Source organism: Bacillus sp. TH13, from assembly GCF_016651175.1.
Taxonomy (GTDB): Bacteria; Bacillota; Bacilli; order Bacillales; family Bacillaceae_G; genus Bacillus_A; species Bacillus_A thuringiensis_S.
Genome location: NZ_JAEKEJ010000014.1, coordinates 14,966 through 27,965, shown reverse-complemented (window position 1 = coordinate 27,965; position 13,000 = coordinate 14,966). Strand labels below are relative to the sequence as shown.

Below are 13,000 nucleotides of genomic sequence, written 5' to 3'. Positions count from 1 at the left end.
TACTCATTTAATTACAATACTGAAGCATTAATTTATTTAGTAATTCATTGTTATTAGCTGACACCTTTTCAGTTAACCTAGCTGCAATAATAATAGGAGCCCATTGAAAGATCTCATCTCTTGATAAGCCCGTATTTCTGCAATATATATGTAAATACATTTCAGCTAATTCTACTGAAGCTTGAGCGTACAATAAATATGTACGAAATACATCTGCACGAATATCACCTGAAGTAGCATCTACCCAATCTATAATTTTCACATTACCATTACTGAGAATTAGATTAAATGGATGGAGATCACCATGACATAATCTATGTTCAAATTTGATTGCATCTAACTTATTTAATATATTTTCCTTTTGTTTTTCATCCAATTTATGTACAGATTTAATTTGTCGTTTTAACTTTTCTCTCATTGATTCCATATCATCGATATTCACACATATAGCATGGATCTTTTTTTGCTCATTAACACAAAGTCCGATATAACGCTCTGCCTCATTTAAATTATTAAGTAGGAGATCACCAACACTGTCCCCTTTTACGTATTCCATAATAATTGCCTGTCTATCGTGTATCTTTGTCACTTCAAATACGTTTGGAATTGGCAGCCCGCATGAATAAGCATATTTTTGTTTTTTTGCTTCATTCATAGACTCTGTACCTGGAAGATATTCTTTAAATAACTTCACAATCTTATTATCATACAGATAAATTTCCGCTGTATTTCCTTTAGCCATTGGCTTACCTAAGTTCAAGTTTCACCCTCCTTAAACCATATAGTATTCTACACTCCTATTTTAAATTCACTGCAATGTTAGGAAATCCTTCTACTCACATAAATCCTATTATTACAAAAATCTCTGAAATGCTAAAAGAAAAGTACGTATCGAAAACAGCCCTATAATTTTTTAGCATAATTATAGGGCGACTTTAATGATGTTGATAATTTTTTGTTTCGTTTGACTTAAATAATTGTTATTTTTAGTAGAAATTAATATACCAATCGGGATTTTAGAATTAAAGTCCTTAATCTTAAAAGATAGTATTTCTTCATTCAAAATTGTACCTTTCGGGATAATTCCTATCGCATTTTCAAAAGCATTTCTGGAATGAGGTTTAAAGCACTACAATTATAAACTCTTTTAAAAGATAAATTATTTTTCGCTAGGAGAGAACTTACAGATTGATACGAATAACAATTACTTTCTCCTACAATAACTGGATAATCTATAATATCAAATGCTTCAACGGATTCTTTTTGTAACAAAGGATGCTCGGGATTATTCACTATAAATTCAATCTGTTCATCACATATTGGGGTGAATTTTACCTTTGATTTATTTTCATTATTTCCGCACACCGCAAAATCAATCTTATTATGTTCTATCATTTCTGATAAAATTGCTGTATTTCCCACTACAAAATCACAATGTATATATGGTTTTTCAGCATTTAAAAACTTTAATATTATTGGTATTAACCTTTTAGCAACGGATTCTAATAGACCTATTCTCAAACTCCCTTTCTCTTCATTGCTAATACGTTGTGCTTGAGTTATAGAATATTCCCAATGTGTTACTAAGTTTTCTACTTCCTCTGCAAAAAGTTTTCCTTCTTCTGTTAATCTTGCATCCCATCCTCTTTCAAATAACAGAAAACCAATTTCATTTTCCAGCTTTTTTATATGTGTTGTTACTGTTGATTGTGCATAGTTTAATTGTTTAGCAGCTTGTGAAAACGTTCCTTCTTCAATAATTTTTTTAAATGTAAGTAACTCTTTCATTTCCATTTCATACACCATCTTCATCGATTTTATTGATAATTAGTTAATATATTTTCAATTATACAAATAGAAATATTGGAAGTAAAATGAAATCAAAAGGAAAGGAGTACTCTATTATGCCATTTGTTACTGTTTATCATCCTGAAAAATTATCCGATAATAAGTTATTAAAAAATATAAGCAATCAAATTCACCATTCGTTAATTAAACATTTCAATATTCCCGAAAATGATTATTTTCAAATGTTTTTACCTTATCCTTCTCATCAACTTTTTTATAATTCATCTTATCTTTTAGAAGGTTCATTAAAACGATCCAATAATATGATTTATATTTCTATTACATGTGGACCTGGAAGAACAATTAATCAAAAAAAGATTTATATAAAGCTATAGCCACTAATACAGCTAATATTCTACAAATCTCTACTGCTGATGTTTTCATTACACTACACGAGACACCTATGGAGAATTGGTCATTCGGTCAAGGAATAGCTCAAATGTTAAATTAACATAATAACTAGGCTTTAATTTTCCTTAAAACAAAATAAACTTACCGCTTTCTATAACTATATAGAAAGCGGTAAGTTTATTTTACTAGGAATATCCTCATGAAACTCTGGTGTATACACAATAGAAAATGAATATCCCTGCTCAATAAATGATACTTCATTATATTTACATTCAAAGGGAACATTATTTTTCTTAAAGTTATTTTGGATGCGCTGTAAAAATGCTGGATCCGGTGTTCCAAAAGAAACGTGTACTTTCGGTGGCAAAGCTTTCATCGCGATTGGGATCCACGGCCGCTGCCACCAAGTCGCGACGATATATGCAGTGCCACCTATAACAAAGTTAAAAATATCCCCATCTTCCATCGTTTTCATATTTAGATTTGATTTTAACCATTCCGTAAAAACAGGTACACTTTTAACAGGAAGACCAATTTCCCTTACGTATAAAATGTTTAAAGGTGAGTGTGGTACTAATACATCCTCTTTAACATAACTATGTGCGATAATTTCGAGTAGATTTCCATCTCCGTCTTTAAAGTATAAATTGAATAGACCATTCTCTTCACCAATTACATTTCCATTTTGCCATTTCACAATGAGTAATCCAGAGTCCTTTAACCATCTTGCTGTTTCATGGAATTTTGAATATGGGATTTCAAAAGCAAAATGTGCAGGTGCAATTGGTTCATACACTTCTTGAAAACTAATTGTTGTATAGGATGTTACTTCAAATTGAATGAAGGATGCTGTTTCTTTTTTTATTGGAAAAGATAATATATCTCTGTATACTTGTTTTACTCCTTCTATAGAAACTGTTTGTAGTTTAATATCTGAAATGTGTGTAATCATTATAATAAACCTCCAAATTTATTATTTCTATTAGTATTGTATTTCAAAAACTAACAGGAAAAATCCATCTGGAGATTGAAACTTTAATTAACAAACTACTACTTTTGTATTAGAACTGTTACGTTAACATTTTCAGCCAATGCAATACGATCTGAATTTTAAACAGTTTGTAATTGGTATGAACGACCACATCAAGATATAATGAATACCATCTTAAGCTAAAAGGAGTGTTGTACTGTGACTCAAAGAATTTCTTATTATGATGCTGCACCTGATGCTATGAAGATTATGATGGACATGGAAAAATACACAAAGCAATCACCAATTAATCAAACAACTAGAGAGCTTATTAAAATTAGAGTTTCTCAAATCAATGGCTGTGCTTACTGCTTAGATTTACATACATCTGATGCACGAAAAATGGGAGAGACTGAGCAAAGAATTTATTGCTTAAGTACTTGGGATGAATGCACTTTTTATACAGCAGAGGAAAAAGTCGCTCTTGAATTAGCTGAACATATTACACTTATTCCTACTAAAAGAGTTCCTGATTCCCTATATAAACGAGTACGTGAACATTATGATGAAAAACAATATATTGACCTTGTCTTGATTATTAATCAAATTAATAGTTGGAATAGAATTTCTATCGCGATGGGAAATACACCGGCAAAAAAATAACACTTTAAGCAAACAACTTACTCAATACGTTTTATTACATACACTTCAAAAAGGTTGATTCTAATACATTACAAGAATCAACCTTTTTAAGTTATATTGGACTTTACCAATGTTTTCTTATTTCTTCTACTATAACTTCCGGATAATCCCAATGTAACAGATGAGTAGAATCTGGGATTAGTTTTACTGTCGCTCTCGTTCTCTCACTAAAAATACTCGCTGTCTTCCCTCTATATTCATCCCAAATTTCTGGTACTGTAGCACGAAGTAATATTATATTAGATGGTAACTCCTCATATATATCCATTGTTTCATCCTTGTGCATACCTCTTACGATATTACCAGCTGTTGTACCCCTCGCATGCCAACATACTTTATTATCTATTTCTATACCAAGATCCTTAACTGCAAGTTCTAATAATGGAGACCACCTTGTATACACTTCTTTTTCACTTTTAAAGAAATCATCCCAACTATCAAATACATACTCTTCAAAGTCCTTTTCATAATAAGCAATTTCTTCTTCCAAGGTTTCTTCTTTAAACCTTTTCGTTTGGTACCCTCCATCAATAAGGATACTCCCTAATACCTTTTCTGGATGATTTAACAAATAAAATAACGCTACAAAACTTCCCCATGAATGTGATAGAAAATAGAAGTGTTCGATTCTCAATTCATTTATTATTTCCTTTAACCAATTTGCTAAATTGTGCATCTCATAATCTTCCGTTCTTTCAAAGGGCGGTGTTTTACCATGTCCAGGTGCATCAACGGAGATAAATCTATACTCTTCTTTTAATTCCTCAGCAATTTCTATAAAACTTAAACTCGTACTACCTAATCCATGTAAACAAAAGATAACGGGCTTGTCATTATTCCCCCATTCAGTAATATGTACATTTATTTTTTCATTGCTAATATAGTAACGTTTCAAAACATTTATCCTCCATATTTTGATTTTTTAATTTACACTTTATTTATTTCTATTATTTTCAAGTATTTCCTGTATTCTTTTCCACACAAAAAGCTGCTTTTCTTTAAATGAAAAGCAGCTTTTACACTAAAATATATTATAATTTAACAGCAATAATCATAAATCTTTTTGAATTAGTACGAATCCCTTTTTCAGAACTATACGTATCAATGAACTTTTGTAAAATAGTAAAATCCTCTTCCTGTTCTCCGAATCTAGGAATAATAGGGGTATGTTTTAATAAGAAAATGAGATCTTCAGACCTACTGTAATAATCAGTAACATCATATTCACGTACTTGCACGAGATCAAATCCTGCACTAATAAGTGCATTCATATACTTTTCTTTTAAAGTACCATCCCGTTCACCTAAGCATTGTCCTCTACCAAATGCTTCTTTCAGGTTTAATTTATCATTCTCACTTACTTGTTGTGTTAAGAAAAAGGCACCCTTTTTCATTACTTTTGCTAACTCAGATGCCAGAAACGGGGCATGACAACTTGAAGCAATATCAAAATGTGCATGTGGAAATGTTAAAGCTTCAGAACCCATTTGAAGAAACTCAACATTTTGTACACCTGATTTTTTCAAGTTAGAATGTGCCGTTTCAATCATGCCGTTAGAATTATCAATTCCAATCAACAATTTAGCTGATGATGCTATGTTAAGTACATTTTCTCCTCCGCCTGTACCAACATCAAGTAAAATATGTGATGGTTTACACCTTTCTTTTACCTCACTATAAAAGTCCCATGTATCTCCTACAGTTTCACATTTTATTTTGCTAAAATCCCATCCATTTAATCTTCCTACTTTATCATAGAAGCTTTTATACTCTAATTCGTTCATCTTATTACTTCCCCTTTTTAAAAATAAATTAAATATGTATAATAACCTACGACACTCCTTAATTATATATTATAAAATACAAATTATTAAAACAACATTTCCCTTCACACTACAATAAGTTTACATAACATTTTTATGGTTTATCTTTATCTATATATTCTAAATGCCCTCTTCCCCAACTACACATACTATCCAAAACAGTACTGACTGTTTTTCCATGTTCAGTTAAGCTATATTCTACTTTAGGTGGTATTTCTTGATAAATTTCGCGTTTTATTAGTTGATCTTGCTCTAATTCACGTAATTGCTTCGCTAACGTCCCTTGAGATATATCTGGTATCAATCGCTTTAATTCACCAAAACGTTTCATTCCATCTGTTAGCAAAATAAACAAAATGAGTGGCTTCCATTTCCCACCGATTATTTGTAATGTTGCTATTACCCCTTTTAACTTCGGTTCTTGTAAATCCATTTTTCTCACCTCTCCTCAGATATCATAAAGTGAAACTTTAATAAGTGGGGGTTTTGTTCATCCCACACTGATTATTAGTTGAACCAATCGGGCTTTTACGGGCAATTGATCTCTTACCTAACTTCCTTGCATTTTCCTAACTTTGAGGTGAGAGTTTTACTGCCCGTTAATGCGGGATAAACCATATTTAGAAATTTTTCCTATTACTTATCCGCATGTATAGCGATTAGTACGAAATTTGCGACTATGTACATATAAAGTGCGTACTTTTCACTTGCTCCCTTTTAGCGAATAATAAAAGCATAGCACAGTTAGTTATATTCTAAATTTTTTATTAAAGGAGTGGCTAAAATATGTCTATTACTACATTAAAAGATAGTCGTATCGTTATTATTGGCGGGAGTTCTGGTATTGGATTAGCAACAGCAACACAAGCAATTAAACAAGGCGCACATGTTATTATTGCCGGACGCTCGGAAGAAAAATTAAAAGTTGCTCGAGAAGTAATAAATAACAATCATCTTCAAACTTATATATTGGATAATCAAAATAAAGAGCAATTACAAAATTTTTTCAAGATAGTTGGGAACTTTAATCATTTATTCACACCGGGAGCCTCTTACACACTTGGACCGATTACCTCTACAGAGGAAATTGCTGAAAGTAGCTTCATCGGAAAGTTTTGGCCTCAATATTATGCCGTAAAATATGCAATTCCTTTTCTTTCAAACTCTGGATCGATTGTATTAATGTCTGGTGCATTTAGTCAAAGACCACTTAAAGGGGCACCTGCTTATGGAGCTTGCAATGGGGCTATTGAAAGTTTAGGGAAAGCTTTAGCTGTTGAATTAGCTCCTAAAAGAGTTAATGTTGTTTCTCCTGGAACGATACAAAGAGAGAATGAACAAAACGAAAATAGACTAGCTGCTTATTAATCTTATAAATCTCTTTCTCTTGTAAAAAGGCCTGGCCATAATAATGAAATTGCACATACTGTTCTATATTTAATGCAAAATAGTTTTACTACGGGTAATGTATTATTTCCAGATGGAGGGTACACATATCATTAAATTATTTAAGACAAAAGCCCCTTGTTACGATGGCTTTTGTTGCTCATTTAAACATTGCTGAAATTTCCAAATAGATGATTACATTACTTTAGTACCAACTGGTTGGTTTTTAGATGATTCATTACAATCCGCTCATTTTGTACATTTGCAAATAAAATTGTGCTAGTAGTTGACGAATCGAATCTAGAAGTAATTTGTCTTGAGATTTACGGATAAGTTTACAAAGAAAAAAGGCATATAAATAATGCCTTTTTTCTTTATCATCATTTAACTGGATAACAAACTTCTGTAACCCACTTATTAGGATCCGATTCCATCGCTGGGCTCACATGATAAATATTAAACATCGAGCCTGCTAATTTGTAACCCTCTGTCTCAATCCATTTTGCCGCAGCTTCATTTACAGCTGTCATCTGTTCATAACTTCCATTAACTGTTATAGAAGCTACATTGGTTGATTTCATATTTTTAAATGTAACGTCTTTTGTATTTTCGTGCTTACCTAGAATACTTAGCTGTATTTCTATATCTACATCATTTTCTTTGTATTCACGATCATGGAAAACCGCAATACTATAACTCGGTTGGGCAATACTAATATTTTTCATTTGAATTTCTTGCATTAATATACTCCATAAATCACCTTCGCAATTATACGATGGAATAATCTTTCTAACACTAGCTACAGTTCTTTCTGGAATTTCTTTTATTGAAACATGATAATTCATCTCAACAACATCCTCTCTCATCGTTTTCATTGAGTCTTCGAGGAGACGTAATTGTTTTTGGAGGTTATTCATGTCTTCTTTAATTTGAGCACTACGATTTAAAAATTGCTCTTTTATGCTATCTATATTATCGCATTCTATTATTTCTTTGATGGTAGCAATATTAAACCCCATAGCTTTTAATGTTTGAATTTGATTTACCTTTTTTAATTGGTCAGCTGAATAAAATCGATATCCACTCTGCTCATCGACTTTTACTGGTTGTAATAATTCCACTTTATCGTAGTGTCTCAACATACGTATGCTAATGGAAGATAGTTTAGAAAAATCCCCTATTTTAAACATGATTTCCTCCTATAAATTACATCTACTTTGAAGCTCAACTTCATCATAAACAATGACATTATGTGAGGGTCAACTGTTTTTAACGATTTAAATAACAATTTAACATGTTATATTTATATAATTAAAAACCCATATTCCTGTTTTTATGACTACTGCAATTGACAAAATCATCACTAGTTATTTTTCTCAAGACATTCATAAACCGCCATCATATCTCGTTTATCCAACTCACGAATACGATTAAAAATTGGTATTTGCCCAACAGCTTCTGTTAATAAGCTTTCATTCACAACATCACTTACTTTTCCAGTTAACCACGTTTGTACATCCACGCCCTCGACAACTTCTTTTAACCCTTCGTCATTAATACCACTTGCATTACAAGTTACACATGGAATTGTTAGTTTAAAGACACCATCATGTAGATTATCTTCGGTTATCACTTTCTTACCTTTACAAAATGGACATGGATTACTTTTTTTAATTTTATTAATTTGGGTAACTAATTTTTTGTATCCAAACGCTTCGTATACATACGTAAGTTTTTTATATTTACCATTTGTGAAATACTTATCTATAATGTTTTCTCTCGTTTCATAAACATTAGGGAAATCACAAACAGTTACTTGATTATTAACACTAATGGATTCGATATTTCCTTTTATTTCACCCCAGAATGGTAAAACATTTTGTAACACCATTTCATAGTTTGAAAAGCTTGCTTGTTCTAATTCAAACATTTTCAATGCAACTTGTGCTTTTCTTGGCAATAAAGAAACATCTTCTGTCAATACCATATCGCCACCAACAATAGACTTCAATTTAACAAGTGCCGGTAAATCACCAACTGTTTTCAATACTTCATTAATAGGCTGATTAATTATTTCACGAATATCTACGTTACCAAATTTAAGTGGTTTATGATGATTTAAAACCGTCCCCTCGCAAATTGGACATTTCATCATTTTTTTTGAACTTTTAATTTCTTCTTTAATAGGTGCTTTTGAAATAACAATATATCCACCAATAATTGTATTAAACCCTACCCATGTTCTGCGTGTCTTTCCTTTTTTATCATAAAATGATTTTTCAAAATATCCGTACCAAAACGTATGCTTTTCTTCTTCTGACATATCATTATAGCTCTTTGACAAATCGTGACCAAGCTCATTTTTTATTTCTTCGAATAGAAATTCTATTTTTTCATGCTGATAAAATTTTAATACCTTCATGATTTCTTGATCGAATAGCCCATCCCAAAATGGAACACTTTTATCTTGAATGGCAATATCTTTATCAAAAACTTCAATTTGAAGACGTCCAGAACAAGATGGACAATGATTGTCCTGTGAATAGAAATCAAAACTTCTCGTATCTTTATTAATTGGATGAGCAGCTACAATATGATTAATTAATCCACCAATCTCATATAAGAAACTATATTGACTATATAAATGTCTTTCAAGATCAATAGCAATAACAGGTGCGATTGTATCAGATTCATATTCACCATAAATTAACCTAGCCATTGATGATAAACTTTTTAAAATACCGCCCTTATAAACGTTTTCGGCATTTTTAAAATAGTTAATATGATTCCCTTCTAAATAGTGAACTCCTTTTTTCTGCGTAAGCATTGAAGAGATGTATATTTTCTCTGTGCTATTCACATTACTTTTTTGACGATAGTAATCCTCATGATTAACAACATCCAAATGCTCTACAGATTCATTCTGCCTTTTTCCAAAATCAACTATATAATCAGAGCTTTCTAACATGTAACGATTATGCTCAATCATAATGATTGAAACTGATTCATCTTGCAGAATACCTCTAATACTATCGATAAATTGATTTAAAATATTTTGTGATAAACCTTTTGAAGGCTCATCAAAAATGAATAATGTATGTGGATTTCTAGTGTTTGCAAATAATTCTGAAACTAAATGAACACATTGAAACTCACCTGTCGATAATGTTTGTGTTTTTCTCTCTAATGTTAAATAGCCAAGCCCTAATTTAATTAGTAGGCTCAAACGTTTATAAGCGATATCTTCATTTGGAAGTTCATCAATAATATCCTCAATCGAGCGCTCAAAAATATCATCAATGTCTTCACTATACTTTGTGAGTTTCTTTTTAATATCTAGGAAAGTTGCTACAGTTGATCGACTTGTAATTGATTGATTTCGGTCTTGTCCCACCATAACTAATTTATCTTTTGGATATCGTTTCAAGAAATCTGTAGCTAGACATTCATTGACAAGTGTAGATTTCCCACATCCTGATTCTCCTGTAACCGTTACAAATCTGTTTTTAGGAATTTGAAACTCCGCCATTTGGATATTACGGCAATATAAATCATAGAATGTATAATATTCTGTTGGTATTTCTTTATTTCGATCCCACAGTATTGACTGTGGTCTTGGTGATTCTTTCACAATTTTCCCGCCATATTTTCCGCTACCAGGTCCAAAGAACAATTGCTCATCAGTTGTATCTAGTACCGTATCTGAATGATCAATAAGCCAAATTTGATTTTTACACCCTAATCGTTTAATCTCTTCTAAAATTTGTAATAAAGTTTCCTGATCAAGTCCAACTGAAATCTCATCAATAATAATTACAGCATTTTCACTTACTGCCATGAATTCGGCCAAATAAAGTCGTGTTAACTCTCCACCTGATAACGTACCCATAATTCGATTTAATGTTAAATAACCAATGTTCATATTAATAATATTTTGCAGTATATGCTGTTTTTCTTCACTAATATTTAACTCTTTTGCTAGTGAAAGAATAGATTCAATACTTAAATCATTAATATTTGAGATTGAATGTGGCTTTTCCAACAAATCAATTTCATGTTGTTCAATTTCTTCACTATAACGTTTTCCCTTACATTTTTTACACTCAACATTTTTTGTAGTACCACGGCCTTTACAACCAGTACACCAGCCTAATTGATTATTAAATGAAAAGACCTCTGGAGAAAGATTAAATACCTCAGCAAGTTTTTCCCGAACCTCTGTAAAAACACCAGTATGAGTACCAATCGTTGAACGCGGATTAGACGAAATCGATGATTTTCCTAGAAAAAGTACTAATGGCATTTCTTCCATCTTAATAGCACTAAAATTTGTTTCCATAATGTTAGGAAATAAATATTGATATTCAGCCTTTGGTAATAAAGAAACTAATCGTTTTTTTGACTCTTCACCAATTGTTTGGCAAAAAGTTGTTTTACCCGATCCAGATAACCCAGCAATTCCAAACGATTTATTAAACGGTATAGTTGCATCTAATTTATTTATGTTATTAGCAATTAATTGATTTACTTTCATATTAACCTCTATTCTTATTTATTCACAAAAGCATTTTTAAAATATAATAATTACATAATGAATATTACCTATTATGCAATTATCCTCTTACTTCATGAATCTTATCCTTGTATATTTCAAACCACTGTTGCCATTCATCTTTAGAAAATTCTTTCTCTTCTCCTTCTAAAACGTAAGAAAAAAGATTTAAACAAATATGCCAACCAGCTATATCTCTCGGTGTATGATCTGTTAATTCATTAATGTACTCTTTAAGGAATAAAAGAGTACTATTTTCCTCTTTATGTATTTCAAATCGGACACGGTCTTTATCCCAAGTAAATTCAAGTACTGAGTTTAGTTGACACTCTAAAATATCAATGTTTATGAATGAACCGTCCATCATGTCGAACTTTATTATTCCACCAGTTTTAAGGCTTTCAATCTGTAAATTGGACATCCATTTTTTCAGCTTACTGTTTTCTGTTAATACAGACCAAACTTCCTCTACCGTATATGGAAATTCGCGTTCAAATTTTACAATATATCCACCAGTTAGTTTCCCAATTTCAGCTATCATTTTGATTGCCTCCTTATATAGAATATATGTTCTCATTTCATTTTACACGAATATAAATATAAAATAAATATTTATGTCAACGAAGTGTTAATTTAAAGTGAATGACGCTGAGAAAAACTTAAATATTTTCTAAATCGAGTTATATAGTATTGAAAATTAAATATAGATTTACGTACAAATAAAAAAGCCGCATTTGCGACTTATGAAATCATAGGATTAACTCCTTTTTTGGTTGAATGATTAGCGCTTAATCGCATCGACAATTAGCGATGGAAAACCAAGTTTATCGCCTTTATTTCTAGAATCATACCTTTTCGAACGGAAAATAACACCGTCGTTTGCATCCCATTCGTTGTAATAAAACTGACCATTTTCATCACAATATTCAAGTAAAACTACCTCGAATCCAGCAGTTTCAAACATTTTCGTTAATGTTTTATAATTATGAACGATTTTATGACTTGCTGCTGGATGATCTTTCGGACCGGGTCCCCCTATTTGAACTATATTTTGATATACCTCATCCTGAAAGAATGCATCAGGGACTCCGCACCGAATATGACCAGATGGTTTTAAAAATTCATAACAGATTTCAGCTGCTCTTACACCTTCTTCAAAAGTAAGGTGTTCCCATACATGCTCAGCTAAAATAGCTGAAATAGAGTTGTATTCAAATCTTTCTTCCCACGTAGCTTTATCTAGTAAGTTAAGTTCATCTTCTTGCGTTTGAATCCAGCCTGGATTATTATTAAACACTCCAGCTCCGACAACTACTTTAATTTCGTCTTGTTTTATTGCCACCATGTTCACCTCTTAAACATTTTAAT

The 13,000-nt window shown here is 31.5% G+C and carries 10 protein-coding genes and 3 pseudogenes; 3 read left to right on the top strand and 10 right to left on the bottom strand.

Features of this window, described 5'->3' with window-relative positions:
- Positions 1-7 precede the first annotated feature (7 nt).
- Both JFU02_RS03915 and JFU02_RS03910 read right to left on the bottom strand, forming a co-directional pair.
- Positions 8-760 (bottom strand): aminoglycoside phosphotransferase family protein, encoded by a 753-nt coding sequence (locus JFU02_RS03915; protein WP_097820939.1) that lies wholly within the window; start codon positions 758-760, stop codon positions 8-10.
- Between the two features lie 162 nt (positions 761-922).
- Positions 923-1,794, bottom strand: a pseudogene (locus JFU02_RS03910) (LysR family transcriptional regulator).
- A 110-nt stretch (positions 1,795-1,904) separates the two neighbouring features.
- Here JFU02_RS03910 and JFU02_RS03905 point away from each other — a divergent pair.
- Positions 1,905-2,299, top strand: a pseudogene (locus JFU02_RS03905) (tautomerase family protein).
- A 57-nt stretch (positions 2,300-2,356) separates the two neighbouring features.
- Here the strand turns inward: JFU02_RS03905 and JFU02_RS03900 are convergent.
- Positions 2,357-3,151 carry a VOC family protein gene (locus tag JFU02_RS03900; protein WP_201069923.1) on the bottom strand — a complete coding sequence of 265 codons (795 nt, stop codon included), beginning with the start codon at positions 3,149-3,151 and terminating at the stop codon, positions 2,357-2,359.
- Between the two features lie 237 nt (positions 3,152-3,388).
- Between JFU02_RS03900 and JFU02_RS03895 the strand changes: the two genes are divergently transcribed.
- Entirely contained in the window at positions 3,389-3,832 is a 444-nt protein-coding gene (locus JFU02_RS03895) for a carboxymuconolactone decarboxylase family protein (RefSeq protein ID WP_000194098.1), read from the top strand.
- A gap of 103 nt (positions 3,833-3,935) precedes the next feature.
- Here the strand turns inward: JFU02_RS03895 and JFU02_RS03890 are convergent, their stop codons facing one another.
- From JFU02_RS03890 to JFU02_RS03880, 3 genes are all read right to left on the bottom strand, one after another.
- Positions 3,936-4,766 (bottom strand): alpha/beta fold hydrolase, encoded by an 831-nt coding sequence (locus JFU02_RS03890; RefSeq protein WP_061665873.1) that lies wholly within the window; start codon positions 4,764-4,766, stop codon positions 3,936-3,938.
- Positions 4,767-4,902: 136 nt separating this feature from the next.
- Positions 4,903-5,655: a class I SAM-dependent methyltransferase gene (locus JFU02_RS03885; protein WP_086406187.1), complete on the bottom strand. Its 753-nt coding sequence runs from the start codon at positions 5,653-5,655 to the stop codon at positions 4,903-4,905.
- A 133-nt stretch (positions 5,656-5,788) separates the two neighbouring features.
- Positions 5,789-6,127 (bottom strand): winged helix-turn-helix transcriptional regulator, encoded by a 339-nt coding sequence (locus tag JFU02_RS03880; RefSeq protein WP_000365520.1) that lies wholly within the window; start codon positions 6,125-6,127, stop codon positions 5,789-5,791.
- 353 nt (positions 6,128-6,480) lie between these two features.
- Here JFU02_RS03880 and JFU02_RS03875 point away from each other — a divergent pair.
- Positions 6,481-7,197, top strand: a pseudogene (locus JFU02_RS03875) (SDR family oxidoreductase).
- A 263-nt stretch (positions 7,198-7,460) separates the two neighbouring features.
- On the opposite strand, the gene JFU02_RS03870 reads toward JFU02_RS03875, so the two are convergent.
- The 4 genes from JFU02_RS03870 to JFU02_RS03855 all read right to left on the bottom strand — a co-directional run bounded on the left by JFU02_RS03870 (position 7,461) and on the right by JFU02_RS03855 (position 12,977).
- On the bottom strand, positions 7,461-8,270 hold the full coding sequence (locus tag JFU02_RS03870; protein WP_098867174.1) for a MerR family transcriptional regulator: 810 nt from the start codon (positions 8,268-8,270) through the stop codon (positions 7,461-7,463).
- A 173-nt stretch (positions 8,271-8,443) separates the two neighbouring features.
- Positions 8,444-11,614, bottom strand: a complete 3,171-nt coding sequence (locus JFU02_RS03865; protein ID WP_086406186.1) for an ATP-binding cassette domain-containing protein — start codon at positions 11,612-11,614, stop codon at positions 8,444-8,446.
- A 79-nt stretch (positions 11,615-11,693) separates the two neighbouring features.
- Positions 11,694-12,173, bottom strand: coding sequence for an SRPBCC family protein (locus tag JFU02_RS03860; protein ID WP_000559852.1), 480 nt, complete (start codon positions 12,171-12,173; stop codon positions 11,694-11,696).
- Between the two features lie 240 nt (positions 12,174-12,413).
- Positions 12,414-12,977 carry a class I SAM-dependent methyltransferase gene (locus JFU02_RS03855; RefSeq protein WP_000225725.1) on the bottom strand — a complete coding sequence of 188 codons (564 nt, stop codon included), beginning with the start codon at positions 12,975-12,977 and terminating at the stop codon, positions 12,414-12,416.
- Between the last annotated feature and the right edge of the window lie 23 nt (positions 12,978-13,000).

What these genes read in the sequence shown, in the direction of transcription:
- JFU02_RS03900 (WP_201069923.1), bottom strand. Translation starts at nt 3,151, where the DNA reads ATGATTACACACATTTCAGATATTAAACTACAAACAGTTTCTATAGAA.
- JFU02_RS03885 (WP_086406187.1), bottom strand. Translation starts at nt 5,655, where the DNA reads ATGAACGAATTAGAGTATAAAAGCTTCTATGATAAAGTAGGAAGATTA.
- JFU02_RS03880 (WP_000365520.1), bottom strand. Translation starts at nt 6,127, where the DNA reads ATGGATTTACAAGAACCGAAGTTAAAAGGGGTAATAGCAACATTACAA.
- JFU02_RS03870 (WP_098867174.1), bottom strand. Translation starts at nt 8,270, where the DNA reads ATGTTTAAAATAGGGGATTTTTCTAAACTATCTTCCATTAGCATACGT.
- JFU02_RS03865 (WP_086406186.1), bottom strand. Translation starts at nt 11,614, where the DNA reads ATGAAAGTAAATCAATTAATTGCTAATAACATAAATAAATTAGATGCA.
- JFU02_RS03860 (WP_000559852.1), bottom strand. Translation starts at nt 12,173, where the DNA reads ATGATAGCTGAAATTGGGAAACTAACTGGTGGATATATTGTAAAATTT.
- JFU02_RS03855 (WP_000225725.1), bottom strand. Translation starts at nt 12,977, where the DNA reads ATGGTGGCAATAAAACAAGACGAAATTAAAGTAGTTGTCGGAGCTGGA.